This window comes from Streptomyces sp. NPDC086787 (assembly GCF_044745865.1).
Lineage (GTDB): Bacteria > Actinomycetota > Actinomycetes > Streptomycetales > Streptomycetaceae > Streptomyces.
In genome coordinates this window covers 248527-265897 of the sequence record NZ_JBIVBC010000010.1, presented here as the reverse complement: position 1 = coordinate 265897, position 17371 = coordinate 248527, and the positions used below count along the sequence as shown (strand labels likewise).

At 69.4% G+C, this 17371-nt stretch carries 13 protein-coding genes and 1 pseudogene; 6 read left to right on the top strand and 8 right to left on the bottom strand.

Features of this window, described 5'->3' with window-relative positions; genetic code table 11:
* Position 1 precedes the first annotated feature (1 nt).
* Both eboE and ACIPK3_RS23925 read left to right on the top strand, forming a co-directional pair.
* Positions 2 to 1168 carry a metabolite traffic protein EboE gene (eboE, locus tag ACIPK3_RS23930; protein WP_402572676.1) on the top strand — a complete coding sequence of 389 codons (1167 nt, stop codon included), beginning with the start codon at positions 2 to 4 and terminating at the stop codon, positions 1166 to 1168.
* Positions 1165 to 2565 carry a nucleotide pyrophosphatase/phosphodiesterase family protein gene (locus ACIPK3_RS23925; RefSeq protein WP_402572675.1) on the top strand — a complete coding sequence of 467 codons (1401 nt, stop codon included), beginning with the start codon at positions 1165 to 1167 and terminating at the stop codon, positions 2563 to 2565. The genes eboE and ACIPK3_RS23925 overlap by 4 nt, the downstream gene beginning before the upstream one ends.
* Positions 2566 to 2688: 123 nt before the next feature.
* Here ACIPK3_RS23925 and ACIPK3_RS23920 read toward each other — a convergent pair whose 3' ends face one another.
* On the bottom strand, positions 2689 to 3750 hold the full coding sequence (locus ACIPK3_RS23920) for a polyprenyl synthetase family protein (protein ID WP_402572674.1): 1062 nt from the start codon (positions 3748 to 3750) through the stop codon (positions 2689 to 2691).
* Positions 3751 to 3754: 4 nt separating this feature from the next.
* On the bottom strand, positions 3755 to 4621 hold the full coding sequence (locus tag ACIPK3_RS23915) for an SAM-dependent methyltransferase (RefSeq protein WP_402572672.1): 867 nt from the start codon (positions 4619 to 4621) through the stop codon (positions 3755 to 3757).
* A 304-nt stretch (positions 4622 to 4925) separates the two neighbouring features.
* On the opposite strand from ACIPK3_RS23915, the gene ACIPK3_RS23910 reads away from it, so the two are divergent.
* The 3 genes from ACIPK3_RS23910 to ACIPK3_RS23900 all read left to right on the top strand — a co-directional run bounded on the left by ACIPK3_RS23910 (position 4926) and on the right by ACIPK3_RS23900 (position 7522).
* Positions 4926 to 6131, top strand: a complete 1206-nt coding sequence (locus tag ACIPK3_RS23910) for a cytochrome P450 (protein WP_402572670.1) — start codon at positions 4926 to 4928, stop codon at positions 6129 to 6131.
* Between the two features lie 97 nt (positions 6132 to 6228).
* Positions 6229 to 6939 (top strand): 2-phosphosulfolactate phosphatase, encoded by a 711-nt coding sequence (locus tag ACIPK3_RS23905; RefSeq protein WP_402572668.1) that lies wholly within the window; start codon positions 6229 to 6231, stop codon positions 6937 to 6939.
* A gap of 124 nt (positions 6940 to 7063) precedes the next feature.
* Positions 7064 to 7522 (top strand): GNAT family N-acetyltransferase, encoded by a 459-nt coding sequence (locus tag ACIPK3_RS23900; RefSeq protein WP_402572666.1) that lies wholly within the window; start codon positions 7064 to 7066, stop codon positions 7520 to 7522.
* Positions 7523 to 7549: 27 nt separating this feature from the next.
* Here ACIPK3_RS23900 and ACIPK3_RS23895 read toward each other — a convergent pair whose 3' ends face one another.
* Positions 7550 to 8167, bottom strand: coding sequence for a helix-turn-helix domain-containing protein (locus tag ACIPK3_RS23895; RefSeq protein ID WP_402572664.1), 618 nt, complete (start codon positions 8165 to 8167; stop codon positions 7550 to 7552).
* A 110-nt stretch (positions 8168 to 8277) separates the two neighbouring features.
* Here ACIPK3_RS23895 and ACIPK3_RS23890 point away from each other — a divergent pair, with 110 nt between their 5' ends.
* Positions 8278 to 9678 (top strand): MFS transporter, encoded by a 1401-nt coding sequence (locus tag ACIPK3_RS23890; protein ID WP_402572663.1) that lies wholly within the window; start codon positions 8278 to 8280, stop codon positions 9676 to 9678.
* 123 nt (positions 9679 to 9801) lie between these two features.
* Here ACIPK3_RS23890 and ACIPK3_RS23885 read toward each other — a convergent pair.
* The 5 genes and pseudogenes from ACIPK3_RS23885 to ACIPK3_RS23865 all read right to left on the bottom strand — a co-directional run bounded on the left by ACIPK3_RS23885 (position 9802) and on the right by ACIPK3_RS23865 (position 17351).
* Positions 9802 to 10571 (bottom strand): annotated as a pseudogene (locus ACIPK3_RS23885) (crotonase/enoyl-CoA hydratase family protein).
* Between the two features lie 551 nt (positions 10572 to 11122).
* Positions 11123 to 12397: a phenylacetate--CoA ligase family protein gene (locus tag ACIPK3_RS23880; protein WP_402572661.1), complete on the bottom strand. Its 1275-nt coding sequence runs from the start codon at positions 12395 to 12397 to the stop codon at positions 11123 to 11125.
* Positions 12398 to 12487: 90 nt separating this feature from the next.
* The gene (locus ACIPK3_RS23875; RefSeq protein ID WP_402572659.1) at positions 12488 to 15013 is read right to left on the bottom strand and encodes an acyl-CoA reductase; all 2526 of its coding nucleotides are present in this window, start codon (positions 15011 to 15013) and stop codon (positions 12488 to 12490) included.
* Positions 15010 to 16179: an acyl-protein synthase gene (locus tag ACIPK3_RS23870; protein ID WP_402572657.1), complete on the bottom strand. Its 1170-nt coding sequence runs from the start codon at positions 16177 to 16179 to the stop codon at positions 15010 to 15012. Before ACIPK3_RS23870 ends, ACIPK3_RS23875 begins: the two co-directional genes overlap by 4 nt.
* Positions 16176 to 17351 (bottom strand): GNAT family N-acetyltransferase, encoded by a 1176-nt coding sequence (locus tag ACIPK3_RS23865; RefSeq protein ID WP_402572655.1) that lies wholly within the window; start codon positions 17349 to 17351, stop codon positions 16176 to 16178. The genes ACIPK3_RS23870 and ACIPK3_RS23865 overlap by 4 nt, the downstream gene beginning before the upstream one ends.
* Between the last annotated feature and the right edge of the window lie 20 nt (positions 17352 to 17371).

The following is a 17371-nucleotide window of genomic DNA, read 5'->3' as shown; positions in this document are numbered from 1 at the left end:
CATGCGCTTCCGCCATCCCGACGGTTCCACCATCCACCTCGCGTACTGCACCAACGTCCACCCGGCCGAGACCCTCGACGGCATCCTCGCGCAGCTTCGCGACTACTGCGAACCCGTGCGTCACCGTCTCGGCCGCGACCGTCTCGGCATCGGCCTGTGGCTGGCCGGCGACGCCGCTCACGTCCTCGCGGACACACCCTCCGCCCTGCGCGGCCTGCGCACCGAACTCGACCGCCGTGGTCTTGAAGTCGTCAGCCTCAACGGCTTTCCATACGAGGGGTTCGGCGACGAACAAGTCAAGTACCGCGTCTACAAGCCGGACTGGGCGGATCCCGAACGTCTCGAGTACACCGCCGCCCTGGCCCTCGTCCTCACGCGGCTCCTCCCCGACGACGTGACCGAGGGCAGCATCTCGACCCTGCCGCTCGCCTGGCACACCGCCGACCGTCACAGCGCGAGGTCGGCCCATGTCGCCCTGCGTGCGCTGGGCGACACCCTCGACACCCTCGCCGACCGAACGGGCCGTTCCATTCGTCTCGGCCTGGAGCCGGAGCCGGGCTGCGTCATCGAGACCACCGGAGACGCCATCGCACCGTTGAACGCGATCGCCCACGACCGCATCGGCATCTGTGTCGACACCTGCCACCTCGCCACCTCGTTCGAAGAGCCGCACAACGCCATCGACGCACTCGACCGAGCGGGCATCCCCATCGTCAAGTCCCAACTGTCGGCGGCGCTGCACGCCGAGCACCCGCACCTGCCTGAGGTCCGTGATCGGCTCGCCGCCTTCGACGAGCCGCGCTTTCTGCATCAGACCCGCACCACCACCGTGACCGGTGTGCGGGGCACCGACGACCTCGGTGAAGCCCTCGACGGTGCCGCGCTGCCTGCCGGCTCCAGCTGGCGCGCCCACTTCCACATTCCCCTGCACGCGCCCCCCACCCTGCCCCTGACTTCGACGCTCCCCGTACTGAAGGCCGCCCTGGCCCGGCTCGTCGGCGGTGCACATCCGCTCACCCGCCACCTGGAGGTCGAGACCTATACCTGGCAGGCCCTTCCGCCGGACCTGCGGCCCGGCACGCCGACCCAGCTCGTCGACGGCATCGCCGCCGAACTCACCCTCGCCCACGACCTGTTGACCGACCTCGGTCTGAAGGAGCTTCCGTGACCACGCAGCGGACCAGCGCCCAACCCACCCCGCTCCTCCTGCTCGACGTCGTCGGCCTCACCCCCCGCCTACTCGGCCACATGCCCAACCTCGACGCGCTCGCACGGTCCGGTTCGCACACGCCACTCGGCACGGTGCTGCCCGCCGTCACCTGCTCCGCCCAGTCCACCTTCCTGACCGGCCTCCCGCCCTCCGAACACGGCGTCGTGGGCAACGGCTGGTATTTCCGCGAGCTCGGTGACGTCCTCCTGTGGCGACAGCACAACGGCCTGGTCGGCGGCGACAAGGTGTGGGACGCCGCCCGGCGGGCGCACCCCGGCTACACCGTCGCCAACATCTGCTGGTGGTATGCCATGGGCGCGGACACCGACATCACCGTCACCCCTCGGCCCGTCTACTACGCCGACGGCCGCAAAGAGCCGGACTGCTACACCCGTCCCGCGGACCTTCACGACGAACTCACCGAGAGATTCGGCACCTTCCCCCTCTTCCAGTACTGGGGTCCCGGCGCCGGCCTGGCCTCCAGCCGGTGGATCATCGAGGCCACCCGCCACATCAACCGCACCCGACGCCCCGATCTCACCCTCTGCTATCTCCCCCACCTCGACTACGACCTGCAGCGCTTCGGCCCCGACGACCCACGCTCGCTGAAGGCCGCCGCCGACCTGGACAGCGCCATGGCGCCTCTGCTCGACGACGCGAAGGCCGAGGGCCGTACCGTCGTCGCGCTCTCCGAGTACGGCATCACACACGTGGACCACCCCGTTGACATCAACCGCGCCCTGAGACGCGCCGGGCTCCTCGAGGTGCACATCCAGGACGGCATGGAGTACCTCGACCCCATGGCATCCCGTGCCTTCGCGGTCGCCGACCACCAGATCGCCCATGTCTACGTGCGGCGCCCCGAGGACCTGGCAGCCACCAGAGCGGCACTGGACGGTCTGCCCGGCATCGAGCGACTCCTCGACGACGACGGCAAGAAGAAGAACGGTCTCGACCACCCCCGCTCCGGCGAACTCGTGGCCGTCGCCGAGCCCAACGCCTGGTTCACGTACTACTACTGGCTCGACGACGCCCACGCCCCCGACTTCGCACCACTCGTCGACATCCACCGCAAACCCGGCTACGACCCGGCCGAACTCTTCATGGACCCCCTCGACCCCCATGTGAAGGTGAAGGCGGCAACGGCACTGGCCCGAAAGAAACTCGGCCTGCGCTACCGCATGGCGGTCGTGCCGCTGGACCCGTCACCCGTCCGCGGCAGCCACGGCCGTCTCCCCCTCAGTGACGACGAGGGCCCACTCATCATCTGCTCGCTCCCCGACGCATTCGGCGACCACCTCGCGGCCACCGAAGTGAAGCCGCTCCTTCTCCGTCTCGCTGGTCTCGCCACCTAAGGGCTGTCTCTCCCGGTGTTTGAGGGTGATGCCCCGGCCGGCGCGATGCCGTGATCGCGTCGTGGCTGATGTGATCACGGCCGCGGGACAAGCCTCGGGGAGCCGATTTGGCCGCGGCTCCCGCTAGGCCCTGGCGGACTTCGTCAGGGGTCTGCGGGTCCGTGGGCGACGGGTGACGGCGAAGTCAAGGAGATCGATCAGGTCTTCGTGGACGGCGGGTGGCAGCGCAAGGGTGTCCAGCAGGTTCATCGCCTGTGCGAGATGTGTACGGGCCACCTCCCGGGTGTAGGCGCGCCCACCAGCGGCGTCGATGAGATGGGCCGCCCGGTCCAGGGCGTTGTCGTCCAGGTCGCCCTTGAGGAGGCAGGCCAGTTCGTCGGCGGCGGGATGCCCGCTCTGGAGGGCCGCGATGACGGGGAGAGTGCGCTTGCGGCTTCGGAGGTCCTGGAATCCGGGCTTGCCGACCAGGGCCGTGTCGCCCCAGATGTTCTCCAGGTCGTTCGTGGCCTGCCAGGCCCTGCCCACCTTGTGGGCTGCTTCCCTCAGCACCTCCGCCTGAGCGGCGGGAGCTCCCGCCAGGACGGTGCCGATCACAGCCGCGGAACCCAGGAGCGCGCCTCCTTTGCCCTCACAGACGTACAGGTAGTCGTCGATCGAGAGAGCGGCTACCGGGCCGCTGTCGAAGTCGGATTCCCGGGCGGCGGCGTGGATCATGCATGTGAGGGCATTGTTGAGTTCTCTGGCTGCCACAGGCCCCGCCGGACCGTCGACGGCCAGCAGACCGTCGACGGCCGCGGCCCACAGCGCGTCACCGGACAGCAGCGACGAGCCGGTGCCGTACACGACCCAGGCCGTCGGCCGACCGCGACGGATGTCGTCGCCGTCGATGATGTCGTCGTGCAGCAGAGAGAAGTTGTGGATCAACTCCACAGCCACCGCGCCGGGCAACGCCAGCTCGGCGTCGGCGCCGACGGCCTCGGCCGCGAGCATGGCCATGCACGCCTGAAGGGACCGGCTGCCACGACCGGCGACAGGACTGCCGTCGGCGTCCCACCAGCCGAAGTAGTACCCGGCGACACGCTCCAGGCCGGAGGGGAAGCGCGCGACTGCCTGGGCGAGAGCCGGGCGGACGAAGGCGCGGGCTCGCTGGACGACGGCGGGAACCGCCGGCTGCGTGGTCGGCATCGGATCAGCTCTCCTTGCGGGAGACGATACGGATGTAGCTGATGCGGCCGTTCCGGTAGCCGTCGAGGTAGGTCTGTTCGATGCCCGTGGTCAACTCGGAGTGGGAACGCAGTTCCCAGTAAGGGATGGCTGCTTGGGTGAGATCGTCAACCTGGTACGGAACGAAGCCGGCGTCGAGCAGAGAACCCAGGTATCCGCGTCGGCTGTGCGTACGGCAGTGGTAGTGGGCGTCGATCGTCGTCTCCACCGGCTGCTCTTGCGTGACCTCGTCGTTGACGCACCAGGTGAGGAGCACGTACGGACCACCTGGCTTGAGGACCCGGGCGAATTCGGAGAAAGCCTCTTCGAGCTCTACGTACATCGTCGTCTCGTTGGTGACGACGGCATCGTAGGATTCAGCCGGAAAGTGAGTGTCCGTCATGTTGAGGTCATGGAATCTCACCGATTCCGCCACGCCTCGCTGAAGCGCCTGAGTACGCGCGAAATGATTCTGGTAGGCGGAGAAGTTCACACCGTCCACCTGGCAGCCCAGCACGTGATGCAGGAGAAAGGCCGTTCCTCCCCGCCCCGAACCGGCGTCCAGGATTCGGGATTGCGCCCCCAATTGCGGTAGGGCGCTCACCACCGAGTCCACCTGCCTGGTCTCGAGTCGATGAATCTCACGACTGATCGCCCTCTGCTGCTCACTGCCGCTCAGCTTCAGGACGGACCGGTCGAAATCACCTACGGCGAAATGATGATGATAGAGACCGTCGAGATGACCCAGATGCAGGTTCAGAGTGTCATCACGTTTGGTGTCGTAGTAGGTGAATGCCTTGGCCTCGAAGTGGTTCCGTACCAGAGTCTTTCCTGGCACACTCATCGTGATCATCTCCTGAAAGGCTGGCCTGTGGGCAAGCGCCGAGCAGCAGGGCGCCCGGAGACCTCGGGCATACCCGCCCCCTACGCATGGGACAGCCTCGCTTCCCCTGACGCACCTCATTGCTCTCCGTACGGGTGAAGGTGTGCCCGGTCGTCCCGTCGGTGCCCGATCGGTCGCCGGGGAGCCACCGCTGCCTGCGATGCTCCGACGAGCTGAAAAAGTCCGCCGGATGGGCCGACGGACAGTACATGAGCTCGGGGTTTGGTCATCCTGGAAATCAGAGGACCAAAAGGCGGAGCATCTGGGAGACACGATGGACACCGAAGAGTTTGCCGCCTGCCCCTTCCCCGCGGGACCGCGAGGTGGCCCGCCGGCCGTGCTCGAACAACGCCAGCAGGACGATCCACTCGGGTGGGTCCGCATGCCGAGCGGGGAGGTCGCCCGCCTCGCGGTACGTTACTCGGATGTCGCGCAAGTCCTGTCGGACAGCCGCTTCTCGAGGGAACTGAACGACAGCGCCGCTCCGCGCTTTCTTCCGGGGTTCGACTTCATGGCATCCAACCTCGGCCTTCTCATCAATCTGGACGGCAAACGCCATCAACGGTTGCGCAGCTTCGTCACCAAGGCGTATTCGCGCGTGCAGGTCGAGCACTGGCGACCGAGGGTCTACCGAATCGTCGACGATCTCATCACCGACTTCGTCGCCCAAGGGCCGCCGATCGACTTCGTCGGCCAATTCGCCAACCCGCTGACAAGCACGGTCATGGCTGAACTTCTCGGGATCCCACCGGAGACCTGTGCGCAGCTCCGCGACGGAGCCGGCGTCCTGTGCTCCATCGCCACCGGTAAGGCCACGATGGAGCGTGCCAGGGAGCAGTCTGCCACCTACACGGAGCTTGTCACCGAGATCGTGCGGACAGTGGAGAAGGCTCCGAGTGATGGTCTGATCAGTGAACTGATCAGAATCCGGGACGAGAGCGCCGACTTGTCCGACTCCGAGGTGTGCGACCTGGTCCTCATGATGATCATCGCGGGCCACACTCCTGCGGGCATCCTCACGCGAGCGGCCGTCACCGTGCTGTCGGATCCGGACCTGTACCGCTTCTTCAGTGGCACCAGCGGGCTGTCGTCCGCTGTCGAGGAGCTGCTCCGTTGCCATTCGGTGGCGCTGTCGAGCCTGCGTGTGGCTACGGAGGACGTCGCCCTGCCGTCCGGGACGATTCGAAAAGGGGAAGCGGTTCTCGCCTCGATCGAAGCGGCCAACCACGATGCACGCGTGTTCTCCACTCCTCTCAGCTGTCGACTGTCACGTGACGAAGAGGATTCGACCGAGCGTCATCTGGCTTTCGGGCGGGGCTCGCACTTCTGTCTCGGATCCCACCTCTCGCACCTCGAGATCGAGGCCGCGTTCTCGTCCCTGGCACGCAGGCTCCCCACACTGCGGTTGGACGTCGACCCGGACGACATCAAGTGGGGCGCCCTGATGCGAAGCCCGGTGAAGCTTCCTGTGAGCTGGTGACGTCACCGCCACGGTGGGCGGCTCCTCCAACGATGTCCGACTGACGGCGCCTTGCCCACGAGGCGTGAGCGGAACGGGCCTCGGTGAGAATGACGAGATGGATCATCGTTTCGTCGGTATTCCGGAACTGACCGACGTTCCGCGCGTTGCGGTCGTCGTCGACGTGATGCGGGCTTTCACCGTGACTGCCTGGGCGTTCTCGCGCGGTGCCGAGAGGATCGTGCTGGCCTCGTCCGACGGTGAGGCACTGGCCTTGAAGGAGAGTCGCCGGGGTTGGCTGGCTCTGAAGGACGGTGCCCCGGCGGCGGGCTTCGACACGGTGAATGCACCCGGTCTGATCAGGTCGCTCGATCTGACCGGTCGCACGGTGGTGCAGAAGACGACAGCCGGTACCGTCGGCGCGCTGGCCGTCGCGAGCACTCCCCTTGTCCTGTGCGCGAGTTTCGTGGTGGCCGGCGCGACGGCGCGGTTTCTCAAGACGGAGGGTGGTTCCGGGCCGGTGACGTTCGTCGTGACCGGCGACGCGGGTCGGGCCGCCGAAGACCTGGCCTGCGCCGAATACATCGAGCGGCGTCTCGTCGGAGACGATGTCGGGGTGGCTCCGTATCTCCACCGTGCGCGGACCTCCCGGGCAGCCGCCGACCTTGCCGACGGGGTGCGACGTGGATATCCGGGTGTTCATCCCGACGATGTCGACCTCTGTCTGGAGGTCGACACCTTCTCCTACGCCATGGTCGCTCGCCAGGAAGACTCTCTGACTGTGCTGCGTCCCGTCACGGTGCCCGGCGGATTGGCCGGCGCCGGCTGATCTGCCGGTCCCACTGGCCCCGCCACGCTCGACGAGGGCTGCGCCCTCTCGCTCGGGCAGCGAAACGGCACGGTCTGTCGTGGCATCCTGTGGGCGGTCACTGACGTCGTAACTGTGAGGAACCGTGCCGCAGAACACCAGCCTTGACGTACGTCCCCTGGCATCCGGCGACCGGGCAGCGTGGGAACCGCTGTGGCAGGCGTATCTGGAGTTCTACGAACACACGCTTCCGGACGCGGTTTCCGACCTGACATGGGCGCGCTTCGGTGACCCTGGCGAGCCGATGGCGGCGTTGGGGGCGTGGGACGACTCAGAGCTGGTCGGCATCTGCCACTACGTCCTGCACAGGTCGACCTGGGCCTCCGGCACCTACTGCTATCTGGAGGACCTGTTCACCGTGCCCGCCGCCCGTGGCAGAGGTGCGGGCAGGGCGCTCATCGAGGCGACGGCCGCGGCGGCTCGGGAGGCCGGAGCGGAGAAGCTCTACTGGCAGACACACACCGGCAATACGGCGGCACGCGCGCTATACGACCAGGTGGCCCGGCACGAAGGCTTCCTCGTCTACGAGCGCCCGCTCGACTGAAGTCGACGAGCGGGCCGGCCCATGGGGTCAGGTGGCCGGCCGTTCAAGCGTGGCTGTCTCCGGCGCGTGGTGGGTGGTCAAGGGTGTCGTGCGGGCGACGGCTCGGTCGCCTCGTGGGCCGAAAAGGTGCAGGACCTCCACGGCTGTCGTGTTCGCCGGGCCGAACCAGTGCGGTTGGCTCGTGTCGAACTCGACCATTTCTCCGGGGTGGAGCGTGCACTGGCGTTCACCGAGGATGAGGCGTAGTTCGCCCGCGAGGACGTAGAGCCATTCGTAGCCCTCGTGGGTCACCAGCTTCGGCTCGCGCGGAGCGAGTACCTGCTTGAACACCTGCACCCGGCCCGGGTACTGGGTCAGTGGCACAAGGACGCTCCCGTCGCCTCTGCGCATGGGTGTCAGATGCACGCGGGGGTCGCCGGTGGCCGGTGCGGCCACCAGCTGGTCCAGTGAGACGCGGTGGACCCGGGCGAGTGGGATGAGCAGGTCCAGGGTCGGGCGCCGTATGCCCGACTCGAGACGCGACAGCGTGCTCACGGAGATCCCGGTCACGGCTGCCACCGCCTCCAGCGTGAGTCCGCGGTCCCGGCGCAGCGTGCGCAGCCGCGGTCCCACGCCGTCGATTATCTGTTCCAGTTCCGTGTCCACGGGCTCAGTGTGCCCTCCGTTCTTTGCGATCCTCGCAAAATGGCTGGTCAGCGGTTTCCGCCCTGCTCGAACCTGAGTGGGCAGAGACTCCTCGACCCGAGAGGCAGACCGTGACCGCGGCTACTCCTACGACTACGACTCACCTTGCTCCACCCGTCCTGAGCGCAGGCAGGCGCTGGACCGTACTGGCCGTCTGTTGCCTGAGCATGTTCCTGGTGGGGCTCGACACCACCATCGTCAACGTGGGCCTTCCGGCCATCGGGCGGGGCTTGGACGTCGGGACGCGCAGCCTTGAATGGACGGTGGACGCGTACACCATCGCCCTGGCCGGATGGCTGATCTCCTCCGGTGCGCTGGCGGACCGCTTCGGGCGTCGTCGGGTGTTCCAGTCCGGGTTGATGGTGTTCGGCACGGCTTCGCTGGTCTGCGCCATGGCTCCTTCGGTGGGCGCGCTGGTCGCGGCGCGTGCCGCTCAGGGCCTGGGCGCCTCGATGCTCAGTCCGGTGGCCCTCGCGATCGTGGTGAACGCGATGCCCGATCCCAGGGAGCGGGCGCAGGCGATCGGAATCTGGGCGTCGGTCTTCGGGCTGAGCATGGCCGTCGGCCCGATCACGGGCGGGGCCCTCGTCGCGGGGCTGGGCTGGCGAGCGCTGTTCTGGATCAACGCTCCCGTCGTCGCGGCCGCGCTGGTGCTCACCCCGGTGTTCGTGCCCGAGTCCCGTGGGCCGAGAGCGCGACGCCTCGACATTCCGGGGCAGGCTCTGCTGACCGTCGTCATCGGAGTCTGGGTCGGTGTCCTCATCGAGGGGCCGCACGTCGGCTGGACATCCCCGGCAGCGCTGGCCGCCTACGCGGTCGCTGTAGTGGCGACGGTCGGGTTCGTATGGGTCGAGGGTCGCAGGCACGAGCCGCTCATCGATCTGCATCTCTTCCGCAGCCCGTTGTTCAGCGGAGCGGTCCTGGGAGCCGTGGCGGTCTTCGTCGCGCTGAACGTGACGCTGCTCCTCAACACCTTCTATCTGCAACACAACAGGGGGTTCACGCCGCTCGCCGCCGGAGTGGCGACCTTGCCCATGGCTGTCGGCGCCACCGTTTGCGCCCCCTTGTCCGGTCGTCTTGTCGGCCGCGTGGGACCTCGCCTCCCGTTGGCCCTGGCCGGCGGCAGCACCATGGCCGGAGCGCTCTGCCTGGTCGGGCTGGACGGCCACACGGACATCTCTCTGCTCCTGCTCGCCTACCTGCTCATAGGTGTCGGCGTGGGCTTCGCCAACGCGCCGATCACCAACACCGCGGTCAGCGGGTTGCCCGCCGCCCGGGCCGGTGTCGCCGGAGCGATCACATCGACCGCCCGTCAGGTCGGTTCGGCGATCGGCATCGCCCTCGCCGGCGGTCTGGCAGCGAACTCCACTCCGGCCGGGCTCGCACACGCTTCCCGGCCCGGCTGGATCCTGGTTGCCTGCTGCGGACTCCTGCTGGTTCTCGTGGCCCGTGCTGCGGAGTCGAAGAAGTGAGACGGCCGCTCGATGGAGTGGTCACGTCTCGCGGCACCTGTGCGGTGGTGCCGCCGTAGGTGCAGGGTCTGGCGTCCCGACGGTTCCGGTCGGGACGCCGTGCGGGGCCCGGGACGGACCGGGTCAGGCCGTCCAGTCGGGGGTGCGCTTTTCGCAGAAGGCCCGGGCGCCCTCGGTGGCTGTGCCGAGGACGGGGGCGGTGATCGGGTCCTGGACGGTGAAGGCAGTGGGGTCGTCGAGGCCCCGGGTGGCTTCGACGACCTGTCGGGTGGCCCGGACCGCGTGCGGGGAGTTGGCTCGGATGCGGGCGGCGAGGGTGAGCGCGGCGTCGAGGGCCTTGCCATCGCCGGTGAGCTGGTCGACCAGTCCGTGGCGGGCGGCGTCGGCGGCCTGGAGCGGGGAGACGGTCAGGAGCATCTCCATGGCCAGATGGTGCGGGAGGCGGCCGGGCAGGCGGATGGCTCCGCCTTCGGAGGCGACCAGCCCGCGGGCGACTTCGGGCAGGGCGAAGAAGGCGGTGTCGGCGGCGGTGATGAGGTCGCAGGCCAGGGCGAGTCGAATCCGCCGGCGACCGCGGCTCCTTCGACGGCGGCGATCAGGGGCTTGGACCGGTGGGCACGGGTCAGGCCGGCCGGGCCCCGGTCGGCGACCCGGGGTACTCCTTCGGTGGGGAAGGCTCTGAGGTCCATGCCGGAGCAGAAGTGGCCGCCGGTTCCGGTCAGGACGCCGACCTCGAGACCCGGATCGTCCTCCAGCGACATGAGTGCGGCATCGACGGCGTCGGCGAGGGTCCGGTCGACCGCGTTGCGGACGTGGGGCCGGTTGAGGGTGATGACCAGGACGCCGTCGCGCCGTGAAGTCAGCACCACCGGATCCGTGGAATGGCTGCTCATCATCTCCTTCGCGTGCGAGGTACTGGTGGGGGGCGGGGCTATCGGCGGATCAGGGGCAGGGCTGCCAGGCCGCGCATGACGCGGGCCGGACGCCAGGACAACTCCCCGACCGGCTTCGCCAGTTGCACCGGCCCCAGACGTTCCAGCAGCAGGGGGAAGGCGACCGCGCCTTCGACGGGCGAGGGCCGCGCCGATGCAGAAGTGCGGCCCGTACCCGAACGCGAGGTGCTCGTTGGGCGTCCGCCCCAGATCGAGGCGCTCGGGGTCCGTGAACGGTTTCTCCGGCTCGGGGCGGGTCGATGCGACACCCCACCCAACGAAGGCCCCCACCAAGGCCCCCACCAGGGGATACGGCAGCACACCAGCCCTCCCGGCGCACCCGGCCGCAACCGGACGGACACCAGCGCGCCCAGCGCACCCGGCCGCGGGAGAGCGGCGCCCCGGAGTCCTCCCGAACCACCCGGCCGCCCCCGGCGGTTTCCGACACGCGGGTATGTGGCCTGCCGTTGATGGGTTTCCAACGGACCGAGGAGGCGACCGGGATGCTCGGGTCAGTCCATGCGCTCGTCGACGAGGCGCACGAGTTTGCCGGTGCGGGGGTTGACGGTCAGGCCGTCGGCGTCCGCCCATTCGACGGCGAGCGGGTGGACGAGGCCGCGCCGTACGTGGTCGGCGAACATCGGCCGCAGCTCGTCCAGCCGGCCGGCGATGCGCTCGCCGAGCCGGTCCCGGTCGTCCTGGGACGCCTCGGAGGCGGTGACGGCCTGTGCGAGCCTCAGCACCAGTTCGTCGCGCTCGTCGCGGTGCCGCAGTACCACCTGGAGGTCGCCGATCCGGCGCCCGTCGTCCGCCTGGGCGACGACGCTGCGCAGGTCCTCCAGGTAGACGGTGACCGGACCGACGCGTGCGCCCTCCGCCGAGCGGCCCAGCAGCCGGAATCGGCGGGCGGGGAAGTCGACCCATTCGGCGAGGTCGCCCACCGGGTAGCGAACGATCGGCATCAGGCGGCGGGTGAGGTCGGTGGCGACGACCAGACCCGGGCGGCCGGTCTCCTCGATGGGTTCGCCCGTCTCGGGGTCGAGGAGCTCCACGATCCTGTCGGCGGTGAAGACCTGGTGGACACGGCTGTCCGACTCCCCAGCGACCGGCCCGGCGAGGATGCCCGCGTCCACGCTGGCGTAGCCGATGGACTGCACGCGGGCGGCCGGGAAGGCGCGTGCGAGCAGCGCGAGTTGGTCGCCGTAGAATGCCTCGCCGCTGAAGAGCACGAGCCGGATGCCGGGGAGGGTGCCCTCGGTGGCGAGGACCTCGCGGGCCAGTCTGCACAGCGAGGTCGGCGGTGCGGCCAGCACCGTCGCGGACAGGTCGCGCAGTGCGGCGACGGTGTAGTCCGGCGCGGCGGCGCCGCCGATCGGGAGCTGGACGGTGGGGACTTCCGACTCCTGGAGGAGGTTGAGGGTGAAGACGAAGCTGGAGTACAGCTCTCCGGCGTAGAAGAGGTTGGCGACCCGGTCGCCGGGGAGCAGTCCCGCCGCCGGCAGGCCCTCGCCGAACCGGCGGCACATCGCTCGCCACTCGTCCCGGGTGTACTGGGAGATACGCGGTGCTCCAGTCGTGCCGCCGGTCTTGAAGACGATGCCGTCCTCGTGCGGGCCGGTCAGTACGCGACTGCGTGCCTCGCCGTGAGCCGCCCAGAAGGCTGTGTGGTCGACCAGCGGCAGTGCGGCCAGGTCGGGGGTCTTCGTCGGCAGGTGCGCGTACAGCTCGCGGTAGAAGGGCGAGTGCTCGCGGACGTACGCGAGCAGCTCCGCTGTCTGGTGGTTCATGGGGGTCCTTCGTGGTGGTGGCGGCGCGATGATCCGCCGGGGCCGCCGGGCCGGGTGGCATTCACCGTCCGGCCCGGCGGCGGGGCAGGGTCAGCCGGTGGTACGGATCCGGCGGTCGACGACGGCGGGCAGCTTGCCGCTGGCCGCGGTGCGGTCGAACGCGTCGGCCCGGAGCCGTTCCACCCGCAGCCGCACCAGGTGCTCCCGTACCGCGTCCGCGAGTTCGGGGTAGCCGTCGAGGAAGCCCTGCGCGGCCGCGTCGGCGGTCGGCCCGTCCGTCTCCGTGGTGGTCTCCAGGCGTACCGTCAGCGACTCGCCCGAGGTGTCGGCGTCGAGCACGATCTGAAGGGCGCCCCGGTGGCCGAAGGTCTCTTCCGCCACGGCGGCGAAGCGGCGCACGTTGAAGAAGTAGCTGCCGCTGCGGAAGACGTCCCCGAACCTTCCCAGCAGCTCGAACCGGGGCGTGCGCCGTCCGCACGGGCAGTCGCCGGGCACCCAGCGGCCCAGGTCGCCGATCTCGTAGCGGTCCAGGCGCTGCCCGCGCCGAGTGTGTGCGGTGAACACCAGGCGGCCGGTCTCCCCCGCCTGTGCCGGGCGGTCCTCCGCGATCGCCAGGATCTCCAGTGTCTGCAGTCCGCTGAACAGGTGGTGGACCCGGGCGGGAGCGTGCGCGCACTGGTAGCCGAGCGGTCCGGCGTCCACGCTGCCGTAGGCCGCGGAACGTATCAGCTCCACGCCGAACTCCTCGCGGAGCCAGTCCTGTTGGGCCTGTGGGAAGTGCTCGCCGCCGAAGAACAGCTTGCGCACCCCCCGGTAGGTTCGCAGCTCCGCCGCTCCTTCGGTGAACAGCCGCAGCAGGTAGTTGGGCATGCCGAAGAGCGTGTCCACGCGGTGGTCGACGATCGAGCGGGCGACGAGGGCGTGGTCGTCCTGCGCGGCCATGGGGAACTGGACCGCCCGGAGGTTCTCCAGCACCGAGAAGAAGCTGAGGAAGCCGCCGTAGAGCTGGCCGCCGAAGAAGAGGTTCATCGTCCGGTCGGTCTTGGGGTCGAAGCCCGCGGCGAGCAGGCCCTCGGCGCCGGATCGCATGTGCTCGTGGTAGTCGTCCCAGGCGAACGCGGACAGTTTGGGTGCGCCCGTGCTGCCGCCGCTGCGGAAGAACACCTCGGCCCGGCCGAGGTCGTCCTGGAGCAGCTCGAAGTCGCCCTTGGACACCACCTCGACGGCGGGCGGAGCGAGTTCACGGGCGCCGACCAGGTCGTCGAGGCAGGCGTCGCCGCTGAAGCGCTCGTCCAGCTGCACGTCCACCCGGCGGCTGTAGCGCTGCAACGCGTAGACGCCGTCGTGCGGTTCGCCGTCGTAGCTGTCGAGCATCCGGCCGGGTACGGTGACCCGCTGTGCGCCGGCACCGAGCACCGCGCCCGCCAGCAGCGCGGTGTCGGACCGTTCGGCGCCGACCGCGACTGTCTGGAGGTAGCTGCGCATCGGCCGCAGCACGTCGCTGATCCGCGTGCGGGGCAGCGGCTTGACCCACACGGTGCGGTGCAGGGGCGAGGCGCGTAGCGCGGAGCGGGTGTCGGCCAGGACCCGCCACGCGCCGGCCGGGTCCTCGTGCACCCGGGTCAGCCCGAGGTGTTCTTCGTGCCGTGCGACGAGCACCGTGTTGGTGATCTCCGCGGCCTCCAGCAACGACGGCGGCTGGGGCGCGAGTTCGGCGACGGTCGCGTCCAGTACGGTCGAGAAGCGCTCGGCGAAGGCGAAGACCTCCTCGGTCTCCTCCGTGTCGAGGTAGACCACCTGGGGGCTGGAGCACGCCTGCTGGTCGAGCCGGCAGATGTCGTCGGCGATACCGCGCAGTGCCTCGGGCGAGGACCAGGCGTCCTCGGTCAGATAGGCGAAGGACAGCTTCGGGCCCCAGTCGACCAGCCGGCAGCCGGGCGGCACCAGCGCCGCGACGCCGGCGATCGCCTCCTCGCCGCCCCAGGCCGCAACCGCGTCGGCCTGCGCGCACATACGGCGCAGCCAGTCGACGCGGCTGGAGGGGAAGCCCAGGACGATCGTCCGGGCGGCGATCAGCCCGCTCGGGTCCAGGTCCGCGAGTTCCGCGAGCAGCAGTTGGGTGAAGCGTGAACCCCCGCTGGTCTTGACGGCGTTGACGTTGCCCGCGAGCAGTCCCTCGACGGCGCTCATGGCGCCGGCGGCCGGGGCGTTGCCGGGGGCGACGTGGACGAGCAGGCCGACGGGCAGCCAGCCTTCGAAGATCTCCCGGCGGAAGTCGAAGCGGGCCAGCCGGCCCGGATCGATGCCGCCGAGTTCACGCATGAGCTTGGTCTCCAGCGGCTCGCGGCCCAGTGCCTCGGCGAGGTCGCGCAGCGTGCGGGCCGCCTCCTCGGGCGGGACGCCCGCGGCGTCGAGTTCGGCGGCCAGCCGGAGCGAGGCGGGGCTGTCCGGGTCGGCGAGCGCCGTGGCGAGCCGGTCGCAGGCGGCCAGAACGACCAGCGGGCTCATGGGAGTCGCGAGAGCGGAGCGGACGGCCTCGCCGAGCCGGTCCAGGCGGCCGTCCGCCTCGACGTCGTCCAGCCAGGTGCCCTGCCAGTAGTGCTGATCGGTCGTCATGAGGTCCCCTTGAGCATCTCGGCGGCGGCGACGGCGCAGCTGCGGTTGCGGCTGACCCCGGCCCGGCCGTGCACGGCGAACCAGGGGGTGGGCAGCCCGCAGCCGCACTCCTGCGGGGAGTGCTGCGAGACCAGGTCGCCCATCAGCACCGACTGGGCCGGCACCGAGGTGATGTACGGCGAGACGAACTGGGCGTAGCCGCGCTCGCCGAACGGAAGCGGCTCCAGGGTGCGCACGTCGCGGACCAGCATCCGGGACCAGGTGGGCACATGGAGGCGGTGGTTGCGGCACTCCATGTACAGCACCGAGTGTTCGACGGCACCGTATCCGTCGCGGATGCGCTCGTCAGGGATGCCCAGTTGCTCGTGGATGCGCCGGTACAGCTCCGGCTTGGCGACCTCCTTGTCGGCGTGGCCCTTCCAGCCACCCCCGAAGACCACCAACGAGCGCGGGTTCAGCTGTACAGGTGGTATCCCGAGGTCCCGCATGCGGTCCAGGGTGAAGGAGAGGAAGGCGGGGAAGCCGAGGATCCGGACCGGGGCGCCCTCCTCGGCGTAGCGCAGCAGCGTGCGCACACAGCCGAAGGGGTCGAACTCATGGCCGCTGCCGGTGTGTTTGAGGGCGTACTCGACCGACCGTACCGGTGTGAAGTGGCACAGGTACTCGTCGGTGAAGGAGGTGCCGAGGTTGAGTCCCGGCCTGGGCTGGTAGTTGGACAGCAGGTAGTTGACCGGCTCCTCGTCCAGCCAGCCGTAGGAGTCGAAGACCCGGGCGACCATGCGCTGGCCGTTGCGCAGCGTCCAGTGGTCGAAGAACATCTGCGACTTCTGGCCGGTGGTGCCGGAGGAGGTGACGTGCAGGGCGACGTCCTGCTCGGGGATCGAGACGACTTCGTGCGCCTTGAAGAAGTTGGCGTGTACGAAGGGCAGTCGGCGCAGTTCGTCGATCGAGTCGAGTGGCTTGCCCGCGGTGGGGCTCGACTGCCAGAGGCCCGCGAAGAAGGGGGACCTGGCCGCGTGCCAGGCATTGGACTCGTTCATCGCCTCGGTGAAGAGGGCGTCCAACTCCGGGCCCACTGCGTAGGGTTCGGCGACGTCGCACAGTTGCTGGACGTGCGCGAGCGCGGCTGGGTCGGGAACCGCGACCGGTTCGAGGTACTGGTTCACTGAAAAACCCCGTGTGTGTTGAGGTATCGCTGTTTCCACAGCTCGATGTACTGCTCGGTGAAGGGCCTGAACGCGGCGTCGATCGCGAGGCCTCGGAAGTCGAGCGGCTTCATGGTGCGTGCCATCACCACGTAGTCGCGCCAGCCGTCGCCCTCGCGGCGCATCGCCGGATACGCCGCGGCAGGCAGGAAGCCGTGGCTCAGCAGGAGTTGCAGATCGGCGTGGCGGTCCAGCGGCAGCAGCGTCTCGATGTGCAGGGCGCCGTGGCCGGTGAGCCGGTCGATCATCGCGTCGAGGTCCTCGCCGAGTGCGGCGAGACCCGGCGTCGTCCCGATCAACGCGCAGTAGCCGTCGGTGCGATTGACCTGTGCGAAGACCTCGAAGGCGCCGTCTGCGGCGGCCACCAGCGTGTTCGGGGCGTGGAAGGGGTAGAAGCGGTCGGCCGGATCCGGCAACACCTCGGTGAAGCGGCGCCGGACGAACGCGGGGGCGCCCACCAGTTCAAGGATCCGGTCGGCGCCGCCGCCGCCGGCTCTGGCATCGGCCGTGCGGTCGTCGCTCGGCGTCCTCTGGTCGTCGACCGCGGGCAGCGGCTGGTCCGGTGAGCCGACGGCCTGGTGCAGGGCGCTCACGAGACCGCCGAGTCCGGCGGGGACCCGGTCGACGGGCAGCCGCCGTTCCAGGACTCCGGGGCGGTGGCGGCCGAGCAGCACCATCGTCTCGTGGCGCTCGGCCTTGCGCAGGTTGGGGAAGATGCCCAGCGCCCGGAACCCGCTCTGCAGACAGATGCGCTGCGGCGCGGTGGAGTTGGTGCGGGCCGTGGCGTAGACGGAATCCACCGGCTGGTCGCCGTTCAGCAGCCGGTCGCTGAGTTCGCGTACCGCCTGCCGGGCCAGTCCGCCGCGCCGGGCGTCGGGGTGGATCACCAGTCCCTGGAGTTTGCCGATTCTCTCCTCGGGCGCGAAGTTGCCGACTATCGAGGCGACCAGGCGTCCGCTTCCGCTCTCTCTGGCCACGAGCCAGCAGGTGTTGGGTGAAGTGATCTCCTTGGCCATCACCTCGCGGTCGGTGCCGAGCGGCAGTGCGTATCCACTCCCGTAGACCGTCCGGTAGAGCAGTAACAGTTCTTCCCTGTCGTCGAGGCCGGCGACTTGGAAAACCGCAGCCAACATCTCTCCTTGAAGCTTCGGAC